General features: G+C 38.4%; 22 protein-coding genes. 7 read left to right on the top strand and 15 right to left on the bottom strand.

Annotated elements, in window-relative coordinates; genetic code table 11:
• The first annotated feature begins 114 nt into the window (after window positions 1-114).
• The 3 genes from ACQ7EO_RS04055 to hemJ all read left to right on the top strand — a co-directional run bounded on the left by ACQ7EO_RS04055 (window position 115) and on the right by hemJ (window position 6172).
• Window positions 115-3957 carry a DUF4132 domain-containing protein gene (locus ACQ7EO_RS04055; protein ID WP_434278921.1) on the top strand — a complete coding sequence of 1281 codons (3843 nt, stop codon included), beginning with the start codon at window positions 115-117 and terminating at the stop codon, window positions 3955-3957.
• Between the two features lie 448 nt (window positions 3958-4405).
• Window positions 4406-5638 (top strand): beta-ketoacyl synthase N-terminal-like domain-containing protein, encoded by a 1233-nt coding sequence (locus tag ACQ7EO_RS04050; protein ID WP_004723663.1) that lies wholly within the window; start codon window positions 4406-4408, stop codon window positions 5636-5638.
• 81 nt (window positions 5639-5719) lie between these two features.
• Window positions 5720-6172, top strand: coding sequence for a protoporphyrinogen oxidase HemJ (gene hemJ / locus ACQ7EO_RS04045; protein ID WP_004723664.1), 453 nt, complete (start codon window positions 5720-5722; stop codon window positions 6170-6172).
• Between the two features lie 411 nt (window positions 6173-6583).
• Here hemJ and ACQ7EO_RS04040 read toward each other — a convergent pair whose 3' ends face one another.
• From ACQ7EO_RS04040 to ACQ7EO_RS04020, 5 genes are all read right to left on the bottom strand, one after another.
• Window positions 6584-7693 (bottom strand): acyltransferase family protein, encoded by a 1110-nt coding sequence (locus ACQ7EO_RS04040; RefSeq protein WP_434278920.1) that lies wholly within the window; start codon window positions 7691-7693, stop codon window positions 6584-6586.
• 252 nt (window positions 7694-7945) lie between these two features.
• On the bottom strand, window positions 7946-9376 hold the full coding sequence (locus ACQ7EO_RS04035) for an amino acid permease (RefSeq protein ID WP_004723666.1): 1431 nt from the start codon (window positions 9374-9376) through the stop codon (window positions 7946-7948).
• Window positions 9377-9561: 185 nt separating this feature from the next.
• Window positions 9562-9933 (bottom strand): RidA family protein, encoded by a 372-nt coding sequence (locus ACQ7EO_RS04030; protein ID WP_004723667.1) that lies wholly within the window; start codon window positions 9931-9933, stop codon window positions 9562-9564.
• A gap of 10 nt (window positions 9934-9943) precedes the next feature.
• Window positions 9944-11068: an alanine racemase gene (gene alr, locus ACQ7EO_RS04025; protein ID WP_151956467.1), complete on the bottom strand. Its 1125-nt coding sequence runs from the start codon at window positions 11066-11068 to the stop codon at window positions 9944-9946.
• Between the two features lie 84 nt (window positions 11069-11152).
• A complete protein-coding gene (locus tag ACQ7EO_RS04020) occupies window positions 11153-12412 on the bottom strand; it encodes a D-amino acid dehydrogenase (RefSeq protein ID WP_434278919.1) in 1260 nt (419 codons plus the stop codon).
• A 139-nt stretch (window positions 12413-12551) separates the two neighbouring features.
• On the opposite strand from ACQ7EO_RS04020, the gene ACQ7EO_RS04015 reads away from it, so the two are divergent.
• The gene (locus ACQ7EO_RS04015) at window positions 12552-13016 is read left to right on the top strand and encodes an Lrp/AsnC ligand binding domain-containing protein (protein ID WP_004723670.1); all 465 of its coding nucleotides are present in this window, start codon (window positions 12552-12554) and stop codon (window positions 13014-13016) included.
• 328 nt (window positions 13017-13344) lie between these two features.
• Here ACQ7EO_RS04015 and ACQ7EO_RS04010 read toward each other — a convergent pair whose 3' ends face one another.
• Window positions 13345-13992: an HAD-IA family hydrolase gene (locus ACQ7EO_RS04010; RefSeq protein WP_434278918.1), complete on the bottom strand. Its 648-nt coding sequence runs from the start codon at window positions 13990-13992 to the stop codon at window positions 13345-13347.
• 102 nt (window positions 13993-14094) lie between these two features.
• Between ACQ7EO_RS04010 and ACQ7EO_RS04005 the strand changes: the two genes are divergently transcribed.
• Together ACQ7EO_RS04005 and ACQ7EO_RS04000 are read left to right on the top strand one after the other, a co-directional pair.
• Window positions 14095-14862, top strand: coding sequence for a hydroxymethylpyrimidine/phosphomethylpyrimidine kinase (locus tag ACQ7EO_RS04005; protein WP_434278917.1), 768 nt, complete (start codon window positions 14095-14097; stop codon window positions 14860-14862).
• A gap of 104 nt (window positions 14863-14966) precedes the next feature.
• Entirely contained in the window at window positions 14967-15512 is a 546-nt protein-coding gene (locus tag ACQ7EO_RS04000) for an XAC2610-related protein (RefSeq protein ID WP_434278916.1), read from the top strand.
• A gap of 106 nt (window positions 15513-15618) precedes the next feature.
• Here the strand turns inward: ACQ7EO_RS04000 and ACQ7EO_RS03995 are convergent, their stop codons facing one another.
• The 4 genes from ACQ7EO_RS03995 to ACQ7EO_RS03980 all read right to left on the bottom strand — a co-directional run bounded on the left by ACQ7EO_RS03995 (window position 15619) and on the right by ACQ7EO_RS03980 (window position 17574).
• Entirely contained in the window at window positions 15619-16275 is a 657-nt protein-coding gene (locus ACQ7EO_RS03995) for a nuclease-related domain-containing protein (RefSeq protein ID WP_004723674.1), read from the bottom strand.
• Between the two features lie 35 nt (window positions 16276-16310).
• Complete coding sequence (locus ACQ7EO_RS03990) at window positions 16311-16793, bottom strand: methylated-DNA--[protein]-cysteine S-methyltransferase (RefSeq protein ID WP_004723675.1); 483 nt, start codon at window positions 16791-16793, stop codon at window positions 16311-16313.
• Window positions 16794-16829: 36 nt separating this feature from the next.
• Entirely contained in the window at window positions 16830-17147 is a 318-nt protein-coding gene (locus ACQ7EO_RS03985) for a DMT family transporter (RefSeq protein WP_034617609.1), read from the bottom strand.
• Between the two features lie 109 nt (window positions 17148-17256).
• On the bottom strand, window positions 17257-17574 hold the full coding sequence (locus tag ACQ7EO_RS03980) for a DMT family transporter (protein ID WP_004723678.1): 318 nt from the start codon (window positions 17572-17574) through the stop codon (window positions 17257-17259).
• Between the two features lie 218 nt (window positions 17575-17792).
• Between ACQ7EO_RS03980 and ACQ7EO_RS03975 the strand changes: the two genes are divergently transcribed.
• Window positions 17793-18284 carry a DUF6985 domain-containing protein gene (locus tag ACQ7EO_RS03975; RefSeq protein WP_434278915.1) on the top strand — a complete coding sequence of 164 codons (492 nt, stop codon included), beginning with the start codon at window positions 17793-17795 and terminating at the stop codon, window positions 18282-18284.
• A gap of 50 nt (window positions 18285-18334) precedes the next feature.
• On the opposite strand, the gene ACQ7EO_RS03970 is transcribed toward ACQ7EO_RS03975, so the two are convergent.
• The 5 genes from ACQ7EO_RS03970 to ACQ7EO_RS03950 all read right to left on the bottom strand — a co-directional run bounded on the left by ACQ7EO_RS03970 (window position 18335) and on the right by ACQ7EO_RS03950 (window position 24189).
• Entirely contained in the window at window positions 18335-19261 is a 927-nt protein-coding gene (locus tag ACQ7EO_RS03970; protein ID WP_434278914.1) for a copper resistance protein B, read from the bottom strand.
• Complete coding sequence (locus ACQ7EO_RS03965; RefSeq protein WP_434278913.1) at window positions 19248-21227, bottom strand: multicopper oxidase domain-containing protein; 1980 nt, start codon at window positions 21225-21227, stop codon at window positions 19248-19250. Before ACQ7EO_RS03965 ends, ACQ7EO_RS03970 begins: the two co-directional genes overlap by 14 nt.
• 55 nt (window positions 21228-21282) lie before the next feature.
• On the bottom strand, window positions 21283-21693 hold the full coding sequence (locus tag ACQ7EO_RS03960) for a hypothetical protein (RefSeq protein ID WP_434278912.1): 411 nt from the start codon (window positions 21691-21693) through the stop codon (window positions 21283-21285).
• 409 nt (window positions 21694-22102) lie between these two features.
• A complete protein-coding gene (rpe, locus tag ACQ7EO_RS03955; RefSeq protein ID WP_034613857.1) occupies window positions 22103-22789 on the bottom strand; it encodes a ribulose-phosphate 3-epimerase in 687 nt (228 codons plus the stop codon).
• Between the two features lie 275 nt (window positions 22790-23064).
• Entirely contained in the window at window positions 23065-24189 is a 1125-nt protein-coding gene (locus tag ACQ7EO_RS03950) for a M48 family metallopeptidase (protein WP_096735028.1), read from the bottom strand.
• Window positions 24190-24193: the final 4 nt, after the last annotated feature.

Raw genomic sequence — 24193 nt, 5'->3', positions numbered from 1 at the left:
ATTTAAATTGATGATATTTTTCTATAATTTTAGTGAACTACCAAGCACAGTATTAAAGCCTAAAGTATTAGCGCCTATAGAAAAGCAACAGCGAGTTGCTCAAAAGGAATACAGATGTTAAATAAACTTTTTTCAAAAATTGAGTCGATGTTTTTAAAGCCTGAGGATAAGGCAGTGAAAACGCAACAAGCAAACTCAACCGCTGATTATGACCACATTCAAAAACATAATGAAGATTTAAAAAATAAAGTTGAAAAGCTCTACCATATTTTCCAGCCTTTGGCCGTCATTGAAGACCAACTTGATCAAAATGTGGTTTTGTTTATTTTGGATGGAGAAAATCCAGAAATATTACTTAAATTACAGCAATACCCGCATGAAAAAGCACTGCTTTTACTGGAAAAGCCGGGTACCTATAGCTGGTATTGGCCTCAAAACAATCAATCACTGGATAAAAAAGAAAATAAGCTTGCTGAAGCGGCACTAAAACTACGCCGTCGTTATTATGGTGAGATCTTTGAAGAATTAGAATTTGAACAAATCATTCGTTTTGCCAAAGTGCTTGAAGCGGCAACACAACAGAAAAATTTTACCAATATTTATGAAAAAGTGCCCGCTTGGTTTATTTATCTCACGGTAGATACATTTATTACCGCGTTTGATAGTCAGCAGTTTAGTGAAGCAGATCCGAATAAATTGTTAAAGCAAAATTGGACCCAACAGAAACTATTTGATTTGCTTGAAAGTGATCAACAGGGTTTAGGCGATGAACTGTTGCCTTATTTATTTGAACGCCAAAATATCGACAGTTATCATTCTAGTAAATTAGATAAAATATTATTACTCAAGGACACCCAAGATTTCATTTCAGCCCGATTAGATCAACTCAGAACACTTATTCCAACACTGAGTATCATTGGACAAGAGAACTTTTTAGACTATATCGCCAAACAAACGACATTGATCAAACAAATTCCCGACTTGATTGTAAAACTTTCTGTAGGGAAATCTAAAATCATTCGTACTAAAGCCACCAGTTTATTGACGAATTTAAATCCAGAAGATAGCCAAAAATATTTAAATCAAAATCTATTGGAAGGTTCAAGTCAGGAACGTGGCTTTTCTGCAGATCTATTGGCACGTTTAGGTGCTGACAATCTGACTGTACTAGAACAAGCATTTGCACAGGAAAAACAAAAATCTGTACAACAAATCTTACAAATCGCGATTCAGCGCTTAAGATCTGTTGATACTGCTCAATTACAGCAAGATTTTGAAGCACCAACCTTTCAACCGTTTGTTGAACAAAAAATTCCAGCAAGTTTTACCGAGGTAATTTTAGAAAATTATCAAGAAATTTTGGCAAAAGCTGAACAGAATGCTGCCGATGAAATTGAAGAGAATAAAACAGCAAGTTATAAAAGAACTTGGGCTCAAGATCATTTAAAGCAGCTTAAAAAAATTAATCATCAAACCTTAACGTCGATTGTTGACCAACTGAACGGTGATGCATCTTTTAAAAATGTACACCAAGTTGAAAATATTATTACCCATAAAAATAAATATAAAAAATATCCTGAATTTTCCATTAATCATGCTATGAGAATCATTGCGATACGCAATCGAAATTGGATTTATTGGCCTAATTTATTTGAAATGCTTAAACCTGAAGAATATGCCAATTATGAACTTCGCCATATCGTTCAGGCCTTAGCTGCGGCTAAATTTAATGATCCAAAACGTAGAGTGGCTCAAGGGATTCTAGCGGGATCATCCTATTATCAAAGTTTACAAGATCATATTTATGAAAAAGATAAAATTTGGCCATTTTTTGCGGAAAATCAAGAATATTTAACAGAAGCGTTGGGGCTTTCTCCATCTTTAGAAAAAAATGAATATCAAAGCTTTAACCCATCCGATGCCATCTTTGTACTTAAATGTTTCCCATCATTGCCAGTACAGTTTATTCCGCGCTTACTCGAATTTGCATTGGGTGAAAATAAGCGTTTGCGTTATGAAGCGCAAGAAACCTTACAGCACCTTCCTGACATTCATCAACGTGCCATCGAAGCGCTAGATTCGGGTAAACAAGACATTCGAATCACAGCAATTGAATGGCTGGCACGTCTACAAAATCAAGATGCAGTAAAACCGCTGAATGCTTTACTTAAAAAAGAGAAGAAAGAAATCGTTCGAGCTGCTCTTCTAACAGCATTAGAAAAGCTTGGACAGGATATTAGTGCTTATCTCAAACCAGAAGTGCTGCTAAAAGAAGCAGAAGACGGTTTAAAAGGCAAACTTTCAAGCAGTTTTACATGGTTTGATTTTGACACATTGCCAAAAGTGAAATGGCAGAATGGTAAAGAGGTTGACCCTAGAATTATTAAATGGTGGGTGATATTGGCGGAAAAACTTAAAGAGCCTAGAGCCAATGCCTTATTACAACGCTATAGTGACTTACTCGATCAAAAAGATCAGGTACAACTTGCCAATCATTTATTACACAGTTTTATTCATCAAGATACCTTACAAACACCATTGGATGAAGCAACGCAATATGCAACTACAGAAGCGCCTAGCCGTCTAAGTTCTTATCGGGATTCATACAAACGTTATGGTGAAAAATACCCTGAATATTATGCCAAATATGGCACCATCACCTTAGAAGAAGTGATTGAAGAGATTAAACGCGAACGTTTAGGACTTTATCTTGGTTCCGCGATCAAAAGTAAAGGTATGCTTTCACTGACCGCCAATGCACAAGGAAGTTTTGCAGTAAAACAATTGCAGAACTATATGAAGCAACACTACCCTCGTCGCTCACAAATTGAAGCCATGATTAGTGCATTATCGATCAGTAATGACCCATTAATCATCCAACTGTTGCTTTCACTTTCACGTCGTTACCGTACTGCTTCAGTGCAAACACTTGCAAACACATTGGTTGCTGAGATTGCTGAACGTAATCAATGGACAAGTGATGAGCTGGCTGACCGTACTATTCCAACAGCAGGTTTAGATGAAAATGGAGTGTTACAACTGCAATATGGTTCACGTAACTTTAGCGCCATTGTTGATGATAAAGACAAATTCATTCTTAAAAATGAAGAAAGTAAAGAGGTTAAAGCGCTACCTGCTGCCCGCCAAAATGATGATGAAAGCCTGATCAAAGAAGCCAAAGCACTATTTAGCACCAGTAAAAAAGAGTTTAAACAAGTCGTGGATATGCAAACAGGTCGTTTGTATGAGGCGATGTGTAGCGAACGTCAGTGGAATGTTGCTGAGTGGCAAGAGTATATCTTTGCCCACCCAATCATGAGACGCTTAATCCAAAAACTGATTTGGCTTGAAATCAAAACCAATGGTGAAAAAATCAGTTTTAGACCAAGTGATGATGGAGCATTACTGAATTTAGATGATGATGAAATCGAACTCAGTGCAGACAGCAAAATTCAAATTTCTCATGCGGTTTTGGTCGGTGAAAAGGAAGCCAAAGATTGGATTGCACACTTTAAAGACTATAAAGTGAAATTCTTATTTGAACAGATGACTCATCACCTGCCGAAGCTTGAAGATGATAATGTCACTGAAATTAAGGATCATAATGGCTGGCTTACAGACACCTTTACCCTACGTGGTGTTGTAACCAAATTAGGCTATCAACGTGCCAGCATTGAAGATGGTGGTTCATTTGACCGCTATACTAAGCCCTATAAACAGTTGGGTATCGATGTAGAAATTACATTTAGTGGAAGCTATGTACCAGAAGAAAATATTCCTGCTGTACTTTATGAACTGACTTTTAGCAAAAAAGCCAGTCGCTCTTGGAACAACAATGAACTTCCACTTAAACAGATTCCACCAATTTTATTGGCTGAGAGTTATGCAGATTATTTAAAAGTTGCTGCTTCTACATCAGGTTTTGATCCAGAGTGGGAAAAGAAAACGCCTTGGTAATTCATAAAGACAAAGAAATTTTGTTGAGGCTTGCTACAGGCTATAACAGTTGTATTGCAACCGATATGATTACTGTTGATGGTCATCATATCGGTTATATGGATAATTCAACTCAGCATGTAAAGAGAAGCCTTGTTCTACAATAGGGATAAAACACCATGCTTATCCCAGCAATTTAAAATTTATTTCAAAAATTAGTGCTTCAAACCATCTCAGGTAAGCCCTGCTTATGGATGGTTTTGCCTAATTGATGTAAATATCCATCATGAATTCATATTATTATAAAAATAATAAATATATTTATTTTCAGTTATTTAATTAACTTTTAAGCATACAATATATTGTTTTAAATGATGCACAAGAATCAATATCTTTCGCCATTGAACTAAAAAAGTAAACGCGTTTAAATGTAAACATTCATTCTGTATTCTAAAATAAAGGACTTTGCATGAACCGTCGTGTTGTCATCACTGGTATGGGCATTAACTCATGTATCGGTAATACATTGGAAGCTGTTAAGCACTCTTTGGAAAATGGTATTTCAGGGACACGTCATAATTCAACTTACGAAGAACTTAATTTTAAAAGTCATGTCAGTGCCGCAGCAGAACAAGATTTTGATGGTATTGACCGTAAACTCAAGCGCTTCATGGGCGTATGTGCAATGTATGCCTACAATTCTGCGCTTGCAGCTGTTGAACATGCAGGCTTAACGCCAGAGCAATTGGGCGGTAATCCTCGTTACGGTATTGCAGGGGGTTCAGGTGGTAACTCAACTGCGTCTGTTACAGAGATGGTTAAACTTTTAGAAGAAAAAGGTGCGCGTAAAATTGGCCCGTTCTTCGTACCACGTAATATGTCAAACACCATTACTGCCAATGTCGGTGTTGCATTTAAATTACAAGGTGTTGCTCATTCAATCACCAGTGCTTGTGCAACTTCAGCTGATGCGATTGGCTATGCTTACAACCTGATTCAATTGGGTAAACAAGATTTAATGTTGGCCGGTGGCGGTGAAGAAGATCACTGGTCACAAAGCTTATTGTTTGATGCGATGGGCGCACTATGTTCTAAATATAATGATGCTCCAGAAACAGCGTCACGCCCATACTCAGCTGACCGTGACGGTTTTGTGATTGCGGGTGGTGGTGGTTTCGTTGTACTTGAATCACTTGAACATGCTCAAGCACGTGGTGCAAATATTCTTGCAGAAGTGGTTGCTTATGCTGCAAATTCAGATGGTGCGGATATGGTTGCACCATCGGGTGAAGGTGCGACCCGTTGTATTTTAATGGCTTTAGAAGAAGCTAAACAACATGGCGTAGATAAGGTTGACTATGTCAATACCCATGGTACTTCAACACCTGCTGGTGACGTGACTGAACTTCTTGCGATGGGTCGTGCATTTGGTGAAGGTAATGTTCCACCATTAAGCTCAACCAAGTCTATGACAGGTCACAGCCTGGGTGCTGCTGGTGTTCAAGAAGCCATTTATTCTGTATTGATGATGCAAAATGACTTTATCGCGCCAAACATCAATGTCACTGAACTTGATGAAGGCACAAAAGGTTATGACATCGTACTTGAAAAACGCGATACAAAATTGAATACTGTGATGAGTAACAGTTTCGGTTTTGGCGGTGTCAATGCTTGTCTCATTTTTAAAAAATGGGAAGGCTAAACAAAGAATTGTTGATCATTCAAATTTAAAATAAGTTTGGATGATCGACATCTCGCACACTGCCCTTAAAAGGGTAAATTGATGGATGCTCCTTCAGAAGCTTTCCTTTGGGTAAAAGCTTTACATATCATTGCAGTCGTGTGTTGGTTTGCAGCACTGTTTTATCTCCCGCGTTTGTTTGTCTACCATGCCATGAGCGATGACAATCTAAGTCATCAGCGTTTCGAGATCATGGAGCGTAAATTATATCGGGGCATTATGTGGCCTTCGATGATCGCAACATTAATCACTGCACATTTTCTCGTAGACTGGGGTGATGCAACACGTCATTACCATGAAGCTTTATGGTTTTATCTAAAAGTCGGTTTAGTTGGTCTTTTGGTGATTTACCACTTTGTTTGTGGCTATTACCGTAAAAAACTGATTGGCAATGCACATTATAAATCGCATAAGTTTTGGCGGTTTTTCAATGAGATGCCAACCCTGATTTTATTTGCAGTGGTGATTTTAGTGGTCGTTAAACCGACATTTTAACTTGTAGATAGAAACCTCCTAAATGGAGGTTTTTTATTGATTGTATGTAATTTACAGGCCCACCTAAATAATTTTTTAATAAATTCAACAACATGAAACTATAAAAACTTAATCAACAATATCATTCATAACACTTAATACATGCCTTTATAGAGGCTTCACTGCCACATCTTAGATACAAGGTTTAAGCTGGCAATGCCCCACTTTTCGTAGGGGATGCCAAACCTTGCGCTGCGGCGACATCCATGTCGCCATACGATAATTACTCCATATACGATTCAATAATGTAAAAAGTAGTTGTTATTACCTTAAACAATGCACAATCACGCTATTGCACTCAACATCAAGTCCAATTGGATCCGTTCCCAAATAACCATTTACTTGTGCAAACTCAATAAGTATAGGATTTGTTCAATGGCGCTTAATTAGCCAATTTCTAATTTTTGCATTCATCGGTGTTGAGTAATACTTTTCAATGGCCCAACTCAATACAAAAACAGCAATAAAATAAATTGGCAATAGCATTAATTTTTCACTTGCTAAGGTTTCTTTAGGAAAATAAAAAACTTTAAATAAACCCAAGATAATCAAATGAAACAAGTACATTTCATAACTACGTTGCCCAATCCACGCTATACCTTTTGACAATATAGAGCGAGATTCAGTATGTGGGTTCTGAGCAAAACAGAAGATCAACATTGCTGACAATAGAGCAAAAAGGCTGATTCCCCACGTACTAACCTCTTTGATTGGTGCATATAAATAAACAGTAACCATCAATACCACAATGATTGGAACCACGATTCTTGAAACCTGTATTTTTTGACTCATCCGCTGAGTCATTAAAGCAGTTAAGCAACCCATCGCAATTCCATCAAAACTTGAGAAGTAATGATAAAGATAAGCCCCGCTTTCCTCGGCAAAATGTAATGAACGGAAATAAGGTGCATAAACGATGATTGCCAATAAAAATATAATAAAGCCTTTACCACGGCCTAATACAACACACAAAATCGGAAATACTAAATAAAAGACTTCCTCAACAGATAAAGACCACAACACGCCAAGTGCATAATTCACCCAGCCATTTTCAATGATCAGGATATTCATCCAAAAGGTAAAAGCAGAAAATACAGTTAAGCCGTAAGAAACTTCAATATCGTTTGGCGCTTGATTGATAAAGGGTTTTAACCCCATTGCACCCAGTGCCGTCACCAGCACCACCAGTAGGACCAAACAAGGCATAATTCGGGCAATACGGCGAATATAGAAATCTTTGAGTTTAATCTGCGCGAGTGTGCCACTTCTTTGTAAAGTATGCTGGGTGATTAAAAAACCTGAAATCACAAAAAATAAGGTCACACCATAATTACCATTGCGAGCAATTAAAGTACTTAAGCTTTCGCCAAAGATTTGTATACCGAGAAATGTGTCATGCAGTTTATAAGGAATATTAAAATGGTGGAGAAGTACCAATAAAATTGAAATTCCACGTAAGAGATCGATCTTGTTATTGCGCATATATGCTGTTGTTTAGCGTAAATGATGCTATTAAACGTGTTTTTTATTTTTATTTCAGTATTTTATTTTGAATAATTTGTTAAATTTTACATTGAATCTATGCAATCCATCACGGGGAAAACCAAAAAGTTAAGTATCTTATATTTAATCTAAGCGTTTAATTTTTAAATTTAATTTATATCAAAATTTTTCATATCATAGTTATTCAGGAGATGATCTAACACCATCTCCTGATCAATTGAATATTCAACATTAAAGCTGTTGATTACGCTTTTTCATACGTGGTTTATACATCATTTGATAGGTCACCGCTAAAATAATGACCCACAATGGGCTGATGATTAAAGCTTTTAAAGTATCAGGCTCAAGACTTAAAATCACCAAAGTAAAGGCAAGGAAGATCAAAACAAGATAAGACATCCATACACCACCCGGCATTTTAAAGTTTGATTTCTCATGCAATTCTGGGCGTAATTTACGGTAGCGTATATAACACACCATAATAATACTCCAGATACTAATGAATAAAATCACACATAAAGAACTGGCTAAGGTAAATGCTTCAACGGTATTTGGAACAAAATATTGTAGTGCTGCACCTGCCATAATAAAACCACAAGAGAACAACAAACCTTTTGCAGGAACGGCGCGTTTAGACAGCTCAGCCAACTTCGTCGGTGCTTGCCCTTCTTTGGCCAATCCAAACAACATACGACTGGTTGAAAATACCCCACTGTTCATCGATGACATTACCGAGGATAAAACCACCAAGTTCATAATCACAGCCGCTGCACCAATACCAGCATGTAGGAACAATGTGACAAATGGACTTTGATCCGCAGGAATTTCATTCCAAGGGGTTACCGACATCACGATAAAGAGTGCCAATACATAGAACAAAATAATACGGGTCGGAATCGCATTGACCGCTTTAGGTAAGTTCTTTTCAGGATCTTTGGTTTCTGCCGCCATAGTACCGATCAGCTCGACACCGACAAAAGCAAACAAGGCAATTTGGAAACCTGCTAAAAAGCCACTTGCGCCTTTCGGGAACATGCCACCATGCGACCAGACATTGCTAAAGCTTGCAACTGAACCTGTTGGTGCTTGGAAATGGCTCAACACCATATAGCCACCAATAAGAATCAATCCGACAATGGCTAAAATTTTGATCAAAGCAAACCAAAACTCAATTTCACCAAACAACTTTACCGTGAGGAGATTAATCCCCAATACCAAGAGTACGCATCCAGCACTAATTAAGGCTTGTCCCATGGGGGTAAAGGCGGTTCCGTCAGGAAGCCAAAAATTGAGATAATTGATAATTGCAGCCAAATCCGCAATACCCACTAAGATCCAACCGAGCCAGTATGACCAGCCAATATAATAGCCAGCACCCGGTCCAATTAAGTCATGTGCCATATCAATAAAGGATTTGTAGTGCAGATTTGAAAGTAAAATTTCACCCAATGCGCGCATCAGGAAAAAGAACATTGCACCAATGATCATATAAATGATCAGAATTGAAGGGCCTGCAAGGGAAATGGTTTTCCCTGAACCCATAAATAAGCCTGTACCAATTGCACCACCAATCGCAATTAATTGTAGGTGACGATTGGATAATTTCCGTTGTAGCTCATTTGGCGACGATGGTACGTCATCTGAATGGCTTGAAGTTGTCATAAAAATATCCTTTTTGACAATTTTTTGGAGGTAAAACCCGCTTGTGGCATAAGAACATTCCCGTTCTATTGTTCTACCTAACGCGAACTGGGCCACATGGTTTACATGTGACCAGCTTTAATTCGGGGCAAATACTGCTTTAATTATTGACAATAATCAATTCTACTTTATGACAAGAGATTAATTTATGCCTGCGCCGCAATAACTGCGATCTCAATCAACCAATCTGGATTAACCAAATCCGCTTGAATTGTTGCACGAGATGGTGCAACACAGCCTTCTAACCAATCAATCCAAATGGTGTTAAAAGTTGCAAAATCATCTAAATTTTTGATGTAGACATGAGCAGACAATAAACGTGATTTATCAGTATTTGCCTCAAGCAATAACTGATCAATCGTTGCCAAGATTTCTTGAGTTTGACCAATAATATCCTGTTGGGTATTTTTAGGAACTTGACCAGACAAATACACCACTTTATTGAAAATGGTGACTGCACTCATCACTTGATTGCTGTTGAGCTTTTGAATATCTGCGTGTTGAACGTTGTTTGACATGTTGATGTCCTTATTTTGAAATTTTAAAATTTACCCGTGCAGTTACACCACACATGAGCTCATAACCTACGGTTCCAGAACTTGCTGCAACTTCATCAATCGGCAGTACAGTTCCATTTGAAGACTGTCCCCAAAGTACCACTTCGCTTCCAACTCGCGCATCTGGGATATGGGTTAAATCAACCGCTAACATGTCCATGCTGACACGACCAATAGTTTGGGTTCGTACAGAATTAACCAATACTGGTGCATCCATAGAAATACGTTGGTAACCATCTGCATAACCACATGCCACAATACCGATTTTCATGGCTTGGGTTGCCGTGAATTTAGATCCATAACCCACTGTTTCACTCGGCTGTAAATCTTGAATTGCAATGATTTCACTGCGTAAACTCATGCTTGGTTTAAGATTCCAATCTTGAATTGAATGTGTTGGATAGTCTGGAGAACTGCCGTACAGCATAATCCCGCTACGAATATAATCTGAACGTAAATCTTGTGAATGTCGGAGAATGGCCGCACTATTTGAAACTGAGCGCTCACCGTCTAAATCTTGAATGGTTTGTTCAAAAATAGCCTGCTGGTAGGCAATCCCAGATTGCCCCAAACGCTCACCATCTGCATCTGAAAAATGCATCATATGCGTGATAGATTTCACCACATCGAATTGCTTTAATCTTTGCCACATTGCCCGATACGCATCAGGTTTAAACCCAAGGCGATTCATTCCTGTATTCATTTTTAAAAATACATCGAATTGCGTCTGTGCTGGATTGTCTTTGAGAGATTGGCTTTGAAATTGTTCTAGCCAATTCACTTGATCTTCATTATGCAAGCTAAAACTTAATTGATACTTTTCACAATCCAATAAATCATCTGCTGAAAAAATGCCTTCTAAGAGCAGAATTGGACCTGTCCATCCCGATGTTCTTAGGCGTTTTGCTTCATCGATATCCAACAAAGCAAAACCATCTGCGGATTTGAATGCATCATAGACACGTTCAATACCGTGTCCATAAGCATTGGCCTTGACCACGGTAAAAACTTTACTTTGTGGCATAAATTGACGGGCGACATTCAGGTTATGCAACAAAGCATCCTGATGAATGACGGCAGTAATTGGTCTAGGCATTTTATTCATCCCTGAATATGGATTGGCGTTGTAAATTATTTATCGCTAAACAATTTATTTATCACTGTTTTAATAAAGTGGCACTTAAGCAGCGTGTGGATAACGCTGAATAGATAAACCTTCGGTACTGATATCGGTTTGATGATTAAGTACCAGATCGCTAATCAACTTTCCTGAACCACATGCCATTGTCCAGCCTAAAGTGCCATGCCCTGTATTGAGGAATAAGTTTTTAAAACGTGTTGCGCCAATAATTGGTGTGCTGTCTGGGGTCATTGGGCGAAGACCAGTCCAAAATGATGCTTGTGCCAAATCACCACCCGGGAATAAATCTTGGGTCACCATTTCCAATGTGCCACGGCGATCCGCATTTAAACCATGATTAAAACCGCTTAATTCTGCCATTCCACCAACACGAATACGTTGATCAAAACGAGTAATCGCGATTTTATAGGTTTCATCCAAAACTGTAGATTGTGGTGCAAATGTTGGATCAACAATTGGAATGGTTAAAGAATAACCCTTCACTGGGTAAACTGGTAAATTTAATTCCAGCGGCTTTAAGAAATCACGTGAATAGCTACCAAAAGCCAATACATAGCGATCAGCAGTTAACACTTCACCATTGACCATAACACCTTTGATTTCATCACCTTCAACCACCAATCTTTCAACATTTTGGTTGAATTTAAACTCGACACCTAAACCTTTGGCTAAATTAGCTAAAGCATTGGTAAATAAATAGCAGTCGCCCGTTTCATCATTTGGAAGATGTAAACCACCGACCAATTTATCTTTGGCATGTTCAAGTGCTGGTTCTACTTTAGCAAGATCATCTTTAAGCAATAACTCATGTGGAACACCACATTCTTTAAGTACAGCAATATCACGCTGAACCATTTCTAATTGAGCTTCATTACGGAAAACTTGCAATGTGCCTTTTGAACGGTTTTCGTATTCAATGCCAGTATCTTTACGCAGTTCTCTTAAACAGTCTCGGCTATATTCTGCTACACGGGTCATACGTTCTTTGTTGATCGCATAACTTTCTGAGTTACAGTTTTTAAGCATTTGCGCCATCCACTGTAACTGCCACATACTGCCATCGATATTAATCGCAAGTGGTGCATGATGTTGAAACATCCACTTAACCGCTTTAAACGGAATACCGGGTGCAGCCCACGGTGTCGAATATCCTGGAGAAATTTGACCTGCATTACCAAAGCTGGTTTCTTCAGCTGGACCAGCTTGACGGTCTAAAACTGTAACTTGTGCTCCTTGCTGCGCGAGGTAATATGCACTTGCTACGCCAATCACACCACTACCTAATACTATTACACGCATTTCTTATCCTTTATGCATTTACTAGTTTATTTCACTAGTATATTTTTGGTTCAATAGTTTATTTCACTATTTTTAATGCTAAAATTTAGGTGTTTTAATTTATTGTCGTGAAAAATGATTAAAAAAAAGGGAATAATTGATGCGTAAATTAGACCGTATAGATCGAATGATTTTAGATATTCTTCAAAATGAGGGTCGAATTGCCATCAGCGAATTGGCTTCACGGGTCAGTTTATCGACCACACCTTGTTCTGAACGTGTCAAACGTTTGGAGCGAGATGGCATCATTATGGGCTATCATGCACGCCTAAACCCGAAACACCTTGATCGTAACTTATTGGTTTTTCTTGAAATTAGTTTATCTGCAAAGTCTGGTGATGTGTTTGAACAAGTGGCTAAGGACTTAATGGAAATACCAGAAGTACAAGAGTGCCATCTTATTTCGGGAGATTTTGATTATTTAGTCAAAGCCCGATTAAAAGAAATGAGCGCTTATCGACGCTTACTTGGTGATTTACTTAAAAAACTTCCATCTTCAGCCTCTTCACATAGCTATATAGTGATGGAGGAAATTAAGGAATCATTGTATTTGGATGTGCGTTAATTCCATCATTTTTACCTTTAAATGGGCTGAAATGGGATGCATTGCAGATTTGAATATCTCTCCACATTAGATCCAAGTTTTACTGCAAGTGGATCGTAAATTGAGCGGTGATGGGTTTAAGCGTTTAATGCTTCCACATCATGCAATATCTCTACCCAATTGAGTGAATGACATTAAAAGATTACTGGGGATTTAGCCCCTGTTTAAATATGTGATTACTACTAACGATGTAATTGCATGTACTCCCCAACTCAGAGTATGGTTTCTCTATGTTGGGGATGATTAAGGTGAATTGGAATTATCTCAAAAGTCTGAACTAAAAGCAGATTTAGAGCAGGTTTAACAATTCAGAGAACTTTGCAATTCTTGTTTTCGGCGCTGCCTGGTCCAATTCTTGTTTTGAGCCATATCCATACTCTACCGCAATGGTTTCAATCGCATTTTTACGTGCACCAAAAATATCATGTTCCCGGTCTCCCACCATCAAACACTCTTCTGGATTTAACTTTTCTTTTTCAAGGATATAAGTGATCAACTCGCCTTTATTGGTGCGTTCGCCATTTAACTCACTGCCATAGGGATAATCAAAATATTTTAATAAATCAAAATGATCTAAGATTTGACGTGCATAAACTTCAGGTTTTGCAGTAGCTAAAAACAGTCGATAGCCCTTACTTTTTAAGGCTTGCAAGGTTTGTGCAACATCATCAAAAACATGGTTTTCAAATAAGCCTGTTACAGCAAAACGTTCACGATAACCCAATAAAGCTTGTTCAGCTAAAATATTATTTGCTTCAACATTAAGTAGCTTTGCCAATGATGCCTTTAACGGTGGACCAATAATCCAGTCGATATTTTCCCTGTCAGGAATCGGATGCCCAACCTTTGCAAGTCCATAACGTGCAGATGTCGTAATGCCTACTTTTGGGTCGGTTAATGTGCCATCGAGATCAATTAAAATATTCTTTATCACCATCCAATCCTTTAAATCTGTGTTTGAAACAATTATCAAATTACTATCGAGTGTTCTCGTAAACTTGCCTATACTAACGTAAATTTGTGAATTAAGGACATCATCGTGCGCCCTACTGTACTTTGTTTTTCAGGTCTAGACCCTTCTGGTGGTGCTGGTATACAGGCTGATATTGAAGCGATTGGTCAAAGTGGCGCACATGCGGCAATTGCTTGTACAGCATTAACCATTCAAAACTCTCAACAAGTTTTTGGTTTTGAAGCCAGCTCCAAAGAACTACTGCTTGCTCAGGCCAATGCCGTTGTCGGTGATTTACCTATTAAAGCCATCAAATCGGGGATGTTAGGGACGACAGATAATATTGCTGCGCTGGCTGAGTTTTTACGTGAACATCCAGATTATCTATATGTACTTGATCCTGTTTTAGTGGCAAATAGTGGTGGTTCACTGGGTAATCAAGAGACCTTGGTTAAAGCCTTTATCGAACTGATTCCTCTGGCAACAATCATTACCCCAAATACTGTGGAATTACGTGCCTTAACAGCAGAACAAGACATAGAAAAAGCCACAGCCAAGCTGTTTGAAATGGGTGCACAAGCTGTTCTGGTAAAAGGTGGGCATGAAGATACCCCTGACTATATTCGCAACGCCTTGTATGTGAATGGTGAAATGATCGCTGAATCTAAATGTCCCCGTTTAGAAGGTGAATACCATGGTTCAGGTTGTTCATTGGCAAGCTTTATTGCAGGACGTTTAGCACTAGGAGATCCGCTTAAAATCGCGGTACAATATGCTGAAACATGGTTATTTGGTGTATTAAAAAATGCCGAAACGCCGATTGAAGGTGGCCAAAAAATTCCAAAGCGCTTTTAAATGCTGAACATTGCTCTGCACTTTTGAAAATAGCATCCAAGTTTCACTAAACAGCTGAAACTTGGAAATCCCCTAAAACAATGAGAATGACAACGAGAATAACAATGCATAAAACACTCACGACAATAATGTTATCAAGTTTACTTTTAACCCCTTTCGCATTTGCTCAACCACAACAACAAACTTTAAATCGCAATATTAACGATGTAGTGAATGGGCAAAAAACCCATTTTATTTTTAAAGATGGCGATGACGAATCAGGTCAACTCATCATTCAAACAGCGGCTAAACAGCAAGCATTTGATCTTGCAGAATTACCATTTGAACGAAAACGACAGATTCATTTTCAAGACTATAATTTTGATGGATATACCGATATTGCTGTGTCTACACCTGATATGGGAATGGGGGTTTATTCTATTTTTGATATTTTTCTCTATCGACCTAAAAGTAAAGATTATCAAGTGTTGGACCAAGAAAAATTTGATTTTAGCCATGCACAATGTTCTGGATTAATGGATCTCAAACTGATTACCCAGAAGAAACAAATGACCAGCTCATGTCGAGGTGGTGCAAGATGGTGGATCGACACTTACCAATTTAAAAATGGGCAATGGAAATGGTTAAAGTCTAAAGCTGCGGATGAGTGATTTTCCCCCCATCCTCTGCTGATCTTAATGCCACAGTTACAGGATACGGATCCAATCATACAAAAATATAATTTAATCAGTATGATGTTGATTATGAGTAATATGTTCATTTCTCAGTATATTTATCTTTAAGGCTTTGTATATGTTGGCGATTGGTTTTCCACGACTTTTCTAAAATTTCTTTCTCTAGACGATACTGAATACGTTTTAATTTCATTGGAGAAATGTTGATTTGCTTAAATTGTTTGACATAATCTGTCCAACCTGCACCACGAAAGACATTGTTTGGCATTTGGGTTTTAAATTCGCAATCAGGCATAAAAACCACGATTGAATGGATCTGAGTGGAATCAACAATATCTGTAAGCACACTTTCTAAAACTTTTTGGTGCTTATAATTTTGATGTAATGGATTTTGGAACTTATAGCTCTTTTTATAAATCTTTTGTGTCCAAATCTTTTGACGCTCGCCACCAAATATCCAACCTTTATAATTCTTTGTTTCAATGACAAAAATACCATAAGGACTTAATAAAATATGATCTATTTGGGTGGTCTGATTTTGCTCATCAGGCAGCGTACAATCATTCAATAAAATATAATTTTCTTTGTCTAAATAGAGTTTTACATGGGTGCTGACAGCAAATTCACCTATTTTCCCTTTTAAAAAGGGCTTAAATAATTTAACCAGCGTAATCGCAACCAAAAGTAAAACGATCCAACCTAGATTTGATAACAATGGTGCAAAAATTTGTGCAATCATTTTAAATTGTAATGTAATAATGAATAGCGTTGAGTCTATGGCACTTGTTCAATTTTTAAAAGAATATCCTTATTATCCAACCCACCCGCAAAACCCACTAATTTACCATCAGCCCCGACCACACGATGACATGGCGCAATAATAGAGATCGGATTTTTACCATTCGCTGCGCCCACTGCCCGAACTGCTTTGACATTTCCAATCTGTTCTGCGATCTCTTTATAGCTCCGCGTTTCACCAAATGGAATCGTCAATAAAGCTTGCCAAACTTTCTGCTGAAACTCAGTCCCCGCAAAATCTAGCGGTAAATCAAACTGGGTTCTTTTTCCTTGAAAATATTCATTCAATTGTTTCGCCGTCTCCAACAAAACTGGATGTGTATTGTTTTTAATTAATTCAGCCAAACGAACCCGTTTAGGATTTTCATTTTCCCAAAGTACTGCAACCAAGGCATGATCGTGGGCGACTAATTTTAATATCCCGACTGGGGAGCTCATTTCCATAAATGAAAGTTGCATGTCCTTATTCCCTTTCCAACTCACCAACAGCTTAACTTAGCTTGAAGATAATTTCATCAAAATAAGACCTGAAATAATCAATACAGCAGCCAACATCCGCATCGCTGAAGCTGCTTCACCTAAAAAGAAAATTCCGACGGCAAAAGAACCAATCGCACCAATCCCTGTCCACACGGTATAAGCTGTTCCAAGTGGTAATGTTTTCATTGCATAAGAAAGTAATGCAAAACTTGCAATCATAAAGATGATGGTCAAGATACTCGGTGTCAGCTTGGTAAACCCATCAGACACCTTCATAAAATATGCCCAAACCACCTCAAGCACACCCGCAACTGCCAATAAAACCCATGCCATTACACATTCACCATTTTCTATTGGGTGTTTCCACTATTGATTACACCATGAACTACACATAAAAAAAGTGCTACCTCCTACAGAAATAGCACTTAAACATTTCAATAAATTAAGACGAAGAAAGTTTCATTAAAACTAAGCCAGAAACAATCAGTACAGCAGCGAACATACGCATTGCTGTTGCAGGTTCACCCAAAATAAAAATACCAACCAAGAATGAGCCTATCGCTCCAATCCCAGTCCAAATGGTATAAGCAGTTCCCAATGGCAAAGTACGCATCGCATATGCCAATAGACCAAAGCTTAAAATCATGAAAAATAAGGTGACAATACTTGGTGTAAGCTTTGTAAAACCTTCGGACAATTTCATGCTATATGCCCAAACGATTTCAAAGATACCTGCGAAAATAAGAAAAACCCAAGCCATGACCAGCTCCAAATTTAAATTAGAATCAGGCCGTCCTGACGATTTTTCTCAAATTGAGGGAGGTCGTTCCTCCTGAAGAACGCTAATTATATCAACTCATGTTGAGGAATTTATTAAAATTTACAAAATTTGACCTTTTTTACATTTCGAATAATTTTTTTTCATGAGGCTTACTTTATGATCAAGCATGCTAAATATAAAAATCAGGAATCAAAACCATGAAACATGATTATTGGGGTGATATCCACCCGAGCTGGGCTGGGTTTAGTTCAGAAACATTTTTTTCACATTGTTTTTTTAATCAAAATGCTGATCGGGAGATTTTCTTAGGGGAAGAGTTTGATGAAGATGGCGATGAAATCGAAGAAGCGCCCAATCTTCATCAACTCAACGCTTTTGCAAAAACCTACCAATTATTTATCAATAGTATTGAACAACATATTCAGACCATTCAGCAACATGCTTTTGAACGCTATCAAAAGCTTTATGCACATTATTATGAAAATCCAGAAAAATCAGGTGAGGCTGCATTGAATATTCAGGATGTGGGATCTCATAATCCTTATATACAGACCATGTTAAATTTGCGTGTGAGTACACCCGATACCTTAACCCTCTCTATTCACTATGATTTAGATACAGAGCATGGAATGGAATTTAAATTTGTAAATAACCAGCTTGAACGTGTTGCTGGCATTGCAGAAACGTAAAAGGTCACTCCCAAAGAAGTGACCTTTTGCTTTATACGAAAAACGAAAGCTTAGAATCTAAAACGCAGACCTGCACCATATAACCAACCTGATTCGGAGTTAGTTGCAGTTTGCCATGCTGTCTCTTTGTTACCTTTAGAATATGCATAGGCCACACTTACATAAGGCATCACCTTTTTTGTGATTTCATAACGGGTTTCTAAACCTGTTTTAATACTGTTTAGGCCTGTTTTTTGGGCATAGCGTGAATCATCGCTAAAGACCACATTTAAATCTAAATAAGGCTTTAAAATCAGCTTTTGTGTCAATAATAAATCACGTTCAGTTTCTAGGCTAAATGCAACCCGACTGTCCTGTCCGAAATACAGATAAGCATCTGTTTCAAAAAAGTACTGCGCCAAGCCGTGTAAACCCAAAGCCGCATCTACACGTTCCTGATCAGTGGTTCGTTCAGGATTATCACTGTAACGCACACCCGCCTGTACATCCCAAAAATCAGCAATGTTACGGCTATAGAGGGCACTTAGATCATATTCTATTTTGTCTGATTCAGCCTTACTGGAGCTCCCTTTAATGAATAACTTATTTTCATCAGTACCTATGCGTAACTCTAAAGATGAATCTAAAGTACCTTTTCCATCTTCATCCAGCATCCAAGCATTATCAATAGTCACTCGCTGATAAACCTGCGCACCATGTTCTTTACGATGATCATGGGTACTATGTGAAGCTATGCTTTCCTCTCCCGTAGTGGTTGTAAGCGCTTGATGTTGTGTATGATCTACAGCATTGCTTTGCTCATCCAACTGATTCATTTTTGAATGATCCATGCTTGAACGATCAGTCACTACAGTTGGGTCTGTCGCAATACTCGCATCACTTTGCATCTGATGCCCTTCATGGGCCAAAGCCAAACCACTCAGCATAAGTAATGAACTTGCCAGAACTGATTTAGAAAAAAGATTAATGATTTGCATGTTCGTCTCCTTTCACTTCAGCCTTTTGAGTGGTATTTGTTGTTTGAACTGGCTGGGTGGACACTTTGCCATCACTCACATTGGCAACAATCAATTTATTCATCATCCCTGCACTCATGTGGTAGAGCAAATGACAATGGATTGCCCATTCACCCAATTCATCAGCGGTTAATAATGCTGTAACTGTTTTTGCAGGTGGTACAACAATGGTGTGTTTATTAGGCATATCCACAGCAGGCTGACCATTTTCCAGTTGCATAAACATGCCATGTAAATGCATTGGATGCGCCATCATACTGTCATTGATAAATTTAATTCGAATACGTTCGCCGTATTTCACTTTGAGTGGTTCAGCATCACTGAATTTTTTACCATTAATCGTCCAAACATAACGTTCCATGGTTCCGCCTAAGCGAATCACCAATTCACTGGTGGCATCCCGAGTATCAGGTTGTGGGGTTAGTGATTTTAAATCACTGTATTGCAGTGCTTTATCTCCTTGCGGTGTCGAGGCATTTGCCCAACCATAAACCACTTGGTCATTTTTTTGCGCTGCCGATGAATTGCGATGCTGTGAATGATCCATAGCTTGCGTATCATCCGCATTCATTTTTGAATGATCCATACCCTGCATATCGTTGACATTCATTTTTGAATGGTCCGTGCCTTGCATATCGTTGGCATTCATTTTTGAATGGTCCATGCCTTGCATATCGTTGGCATTCATTTTTGAATGGTCCATGCCTTGCATATCGTTAGCATTCATTTTTGAATGATCCATACCCTGCATATCGTCAGCATTCATTTTTGAATGATCCATGCCTGACATATCACCCATACTCATCTTGGAGTGATCCATCCCTCCGCCACCATGACCTCCCATATCTTCCATAGTCAGCACAGCACGTGGACGAGCAGCAGGCATATGAATAGCAGCACTTTTTGTTGTTAATTCATTGTGGAGTGTTCCAATCGCAAATCCTGAACGGTCAATAGACTCCGCCTCAATCTGATAATGATTGGTTTTAGGTTCAACAATCACATCATAGGTTTCAGCAGTACCTATACGAAATTCATCCACAGCCACTGGCTTTAGAGGCTGCCCATCGGCACTGACCACTGTCATTTTTAGCTGAGGGATACGTACATCAAAGAACGACATTGCTGATGCATTCACAAAGCGCAGTCGAACTTTTTCATTTGGCTTAAACAGACCTGTCCAATTTTGTTCAAGGGTTTTTCCGTTTACAAGAAAGGTATAACCTGTCACATCTGACATATCTGTTTTTAACATACGCATCTGATTCCACATTTTGCGATCAGACCACGTTGCTTTTAGACCATCACGTTGTAACTGTTTCCAAAGATCCCCTAAGGTTTCACGTCGATTTTGATAATATTCTGCGGAAACCTTTAGATTTTTTTGGATCTGGTCACTGGTTTGCTCATGAAAATCCGACAACATCACCACATAATCACGATCTGTGCGTTCATGCGCTGCCAGCGGTTTTTTATTCTTTGGATAAATCACTAACGAACCATATAAACCATCCTGTTCTTGGCCTTTCGAATGGGCATGATACCAATAGGTTCCACTCTGACGAACTTTGAACTTATAGATAAATTCTTCGTTGGGTTTGATCCCGTTATAACCATTAAAGCCAGGTACACCATCCATAATGCCGGGCAATAATAGGCCATGCCAATGGATCGATGAATCCTGATTCTTTAAATTATTTTTAACTCGAATCACCGCTTCATCACCTTCTTCAAATTCTAAAAGTGGTGCGGGAAACTGGCCATTTACAGTAATTCGTTTTACCGGTTTACCTGTTACATTGACGATTCCTTCATCAATGCTGAGTTGATATTCTTTGATTGCGGCAATTCCCCAAGTTGAGGAAACCAAGCACAATGTCGCAACCAAGCTTTGAGCTAATCGCTTTTGAGATAACTGAATAAACATAACTTAACCTAAATTTTAACAAGCAACTTTGAATAAAAAAGTGTCTAAAATCAGATTAAGCTTTTGGAGGACGTAAGATTTCTTGCCAATGCCCTGCGAGGTGCTGAGCTTGGTAATTGATTTGATAGGCTTGAGTATTGTGCAGATGATCGGGTGCAATCAATTTGGGAATATCAGGATTGAACCAAACCACTGAAGATTGGCATGAGAATGCAGCACAATCTGGGCATTTGCTCTGCTGCGTATCTTGAGATTGAACCTGTTGATTATGGCAATCTTTTAGATTTTGCAGCTGTTGCTCATGATTGAGATGCGAGTTTTGATCATTTTGTTTTTGTTGTATATCGGCACAGTGTTGTTTCATTTCTTGTACAGCACTGTTTTTCATTATCGATTGATGTTCATCTAAAAGTGATGAATTCATCATTTGCTCATGTTGCATCACATTTACAGATGCAATAGACACACTGCTCCAGCCTATGGCAAAAACCATAAGACAAACAAACCAAAGCCGTTTGTGCAGTTGTCTAAACAAAACTAAAACCTATGTTTTAATCTATGATGAAGCTAAGAGCATAGCCAATAATGACGAGTTTGGCAAATATCGTGCGGAAAGATTGCCAATATCACTGAATAATTTTGCATCAACTGCACTTTGAATAAAAAATGAATAATTAAATCGATGAATAGCGGATGATTTTTATAACAAAAGAGCCCATTTGGGCTCTTTTTAAACAGAAATTGCATGTATGATAAACGATTGATCACGCTTTGATTAATCTATACCCAGCTTATCCATATGCTTATCAACATGGTTATCCATATAGTTATCATCAAAGTTATCCACAATTCACACAATACATTTGTGGAAAAGTTTAAGCCGAAACTTGTCCAACTTTTGCTAATTCAGCACGCATTTCGTTAATCACAGCTTGATAATCAGGTTTACTAAAAATCGCCGAACCAGCAACAAACATATCAGCTCCTGCTTCAGCAATTTCACGGATATTTGCTGGGCCAACACCGCCATCAATTTCTAAACGAATGTCACGACCTGAAGCATCAATAATTTTACGCGCCTCACGTAATTTATCCAAAGTGGTAGGAATAAATTTTTGTCCGCCAAAGCCAGGGTTTACACTCATTAAAAGCACTTGATCTACTTTATCTAAAACATAGTCGAGATAATGCAAAGGTGTTGCTGGATTAAACACCAAACCTGCTTTAGCACCACCATCTTTAATCAATTGCAATGAACGGTCGATATGATGCGTTGCTTCAGGATGAAAAGTAATAATATCTGCGCCTGCTTCTAAGAAATCACCAATCATACGATCAACAGGTGAAACCATAAGATGCACATCAATCGGGGCTTTGATCCCATATTTCTTTAATGCCTTACATATACCCGCACCAAAAGTTAGGTTTGGCACATAGTGGTTATCCATGACATCAAAATGGACAACATCTGCACCAGCTGCCAATACATTTTCCACATCTTCACCCAGACGGGCAAAATCAGCAGATAAAATTGAAGGTGCAATCAGATATGGCTTGGACATGAAACAACCTGGCAAAGATAAAAATTTTTCCCATTATAACAAACTTACCCTATTGGGTTGTTTTAAAAAGCAACAGTTTTACTTATCTTGCTCATTTATCAGGTCATAGCAATCATCTGGTTGAATCAACGACTGTCTATTACTTGATGATATGGGTTTTAACGAATAATCTGATCTTTTGAGAACAATACAAAAATAAAGGGCTTCATTAAGCCCTAGATCCAGTCACCGCCACCTTGCACAATCTATAGATAAACATCGCTTATCTATACTGTTTAAGGTTTAGCCTGTTGTTTTTTCTCAAAATCACGAACCATTTTAATGCGTTCTTCAGTTGCAGGATGTGAAGACAAGGCATCAAAAATCTCTAAAGAGCTCTCTTTTTCACTAGACTCATTTTGAGGTTGTTTTTTATTTGGGTCAGCTTTTTTATCAGCTTCAGCCGTTTTGCCTGCCTGCTTTGGTTTTTCTTCCAATGCAGTTTCATCACTTAAGCGTTGTAAGAAATTCGCAAAATGAGACACTTCAATGCCTTTACGATCCATCAATTTCAGCGCATACATATCCGCCTCAGCTTCAAATTTGCGTGAATAATTTGCACCAATCATCGCGGCAGGTAACGAGGTCAATAGGTCTGAGCTGTCTCCCGTCATGGCAATATACAACACACTCAACCCCAAACTGGTCAAGCCTTGTTGTAAGCTATGCCGTTCCACCAAATGCCCTTGCTCATGTGCCAATACACCTAAAATCTCTTGATCACTATGCGCCATTTCAATCAGTTCATCGGTGATAATAATCGTATTGTTAGGTAAAGCCACTGCATTAGCGCCCAATCGCCCACCTTCACGGAAGACCAATTTTGCTGGTCTGCCTTCAGCGATAGTACTTAGATATTGCTTGGAAATTTGATCTTTTTGACCCTGTGCCAAATGACTAGGATTAGTCCAATTGTTCAATACATATTTTTCTGCTTCATCGCCTAATTTATTCAAACTATTTTCAGGCAGCTGAAAAGCAACATAATGTGATGCTGCTGGAACACCCCATTTTACTAAAGCAAAAACAAAAGCCACCACAAAGATGATACTGAATACAATTAAACTTGGAGAACGTTCTAATTTCCAGATCGAATGCTGAACATTTTTAGTCCCAAAATTAAACCATTCTGGTAAAGCCCCCTGAAATTCAATCCGTGCATCATCTTTAAGCTCAATTGCTGGATTTAATTGCCCCAGTGCGCCAATTAACTCCATATCGCGATATGCATAACGACGTTGATGTTCTAAACGTTCACCATACTGAATCAATACCTCGGACTCAGATTGAGCGGAAAGTTGGGCATGGTGTGGTTTAGACACCACACCATCATAGAAAATGACTTCTATTGGTCGTGACATAAAT

Source organism: Acinetobacter sp. CE-15 (assembly GCF_051059255.1).
Classification (GTDB): domain Bacteria; phylum Pseudomonadota; class Gammaproteobacteria; order Pseudomonadales; family Moraxellaceae; genus Acinetobacter; species Acinetobacter guillouiae.
Note: the sequence above shows the minus strand (reverse complement) of the source record. Positions and strands in the feature narration are given on the sequence as shown.

What these genes read in the sequence shown, in the direction of transcription:
- ACQ7EO_RS03975 (WP_434278915.1), top strand. Translation starts at nt 17,793, where the DNA reads ATGAAACATGATTATTGGGGTGATATCCACCCGAGCTGGGCTGGGTTT.
- ACQ7EO_RS03950 (WP_096735028.1), bottom strand. Translation starts at nt 24,189, where the DNA reads ATGTCACGACCAATAGAAGTCATTTTCTATGATGGTGTGGTGTCTAAA.
- rpe (WP_034613857.1), bottom strand. Translation starts at nt 22,789, where the DNA reads ATGTCCAAGCCATATCTGATTGCACCTTCAATTTTATCTGCTGATTTT.
- ACQ7EO_RS04020 (WP_434278919.1), bottom strand. Translation starts at nt 12,412, where the DNA reads ATGCGTGTAATAGTATTAGGTAGTGGTGTGATTGGCGTAGCAAGTGCA.
- ACQ7EO_RS04055 (WP_434278921.1), top strand. Translation starts at nt 115, where the DNA reads ATGTTAAATAAACTTTTTTCAAAAATTGAGTCGATGTTTTTAAAGCCT.
- ACQ7EO_RS03995 (WP_004723674.1), bottom strand. Translation starts at nt 16,275, where the DNA reads ATGATTGCACAAATTTTTGCACCATTGTTATCAAATCTAGGTTGGATC.
- ACQ7EO_RS03990 (WP_004723675.1), bottom strand. Translation starts at nt 16,793, where the DNA reads ATGCAACTTTCATTTATGGAAATGAGCTCCCCAGTCGGGATATTAAAA.
- ACQ7EO_RS04000 (WP_434278916.1), top strand. Translation starts at nt 14,967, where the DNA reads ATGCATAAAACACTCACGACAATAATGTTATCAAGTTTACTTTTAACC.
- ACQ7EO_RS04010 (WP_434278918.1), bottom strand. Translation starts at nt 13,992, where the DNA reads ATGGTGATAAAGAATATTTTAATTGATCTCGATGGCACATTAACCGAC.
- alr (WP_151956467.1), bottom strand. Translation starts at nt 11,068, where the DNA reads ATGCCTAGACCAATTACTGCCGTCATTCATCAGGATGCTTTGTTGCAT.
- hemJ (WP_004723664.1), top strand. Translation starts at nt 5,720, where the DNA reads ATGGATGCTCCTTCAGAAGCTTTCCTTTGGGTAAAAGCTTTACATATC.
- ACQ7EO_RS04030 (WP_004723667.1), bottom strand. Translation starts at nt 9,933, where the DNA reads ATGTCAAACAACGTTCAACACGCAGATATTCAAAAGCTCAACAGCAAT.
- ACQ7EO_RS04040 (WP_434278920.1), bottom strand. Translation starts at nt 7,693, where the DNA reads ATGCGCAATAACAAGATCGATCTCTTACGTGGAATTTCAATTTTATTG.
- ACQ7EO_RS04035 (WP_004723666.1), bottom strand. Translation starts at nt 9,376, where the DNA reads ATGACAACTTCAAGCCATTCAGATGACGTACCATCGTCGCCAAATGAG.
- ACQ7EO_RS04050 (WP_004723663.1), top strand. Translation starts at nt 4,406, where the DNA reads ATGAACCGTCGTGTTGTCATCACTGGTATGGGCATTAACTCATGTATC.
- ACQ7EO_RS03980 (WP_004723678.1), bottom strand. Translation starts at nt 17,574, where the DNA reads ATGGCTTGGGTTTTTCTTATTTTCGCAGGTATCTTTGAAATCGTTTGG.
- ACQ7EO_RS03965 (WP_434278913.1), bottom strand. Translation starts at nt 21,227, where the DNA reads ATGTTTATTCAGTTATCTCAAAAGCGATTAGCTCAAAGCTTGGTTGCG.
- ACQ7EO_RS03970 (WP_434278914.1), bottom strand. Translation starts at nt 19,261, where the DNA reads ATGCAAATCATTAATCTTTTTTCTAAATCAGTTCTGGCAAGTTCATTA.
- ACQ7EO_RS03985 (WP_034617609.1), bottom strand. Translation starts at nt 17,147, where the DNA reads ATGGCATGGGTTTTATTGGCAGTTGCGGGTGTGCTTGAGGTGGTTTGG.
- ACQ7EO_RS04015 (WP_004723670.1), top strand. Translation starts at nt 12,552, where the DNA reads ATGCGTAAATTAGACCGTATAGATCGAATGATTTTAGATATTCTTCAA.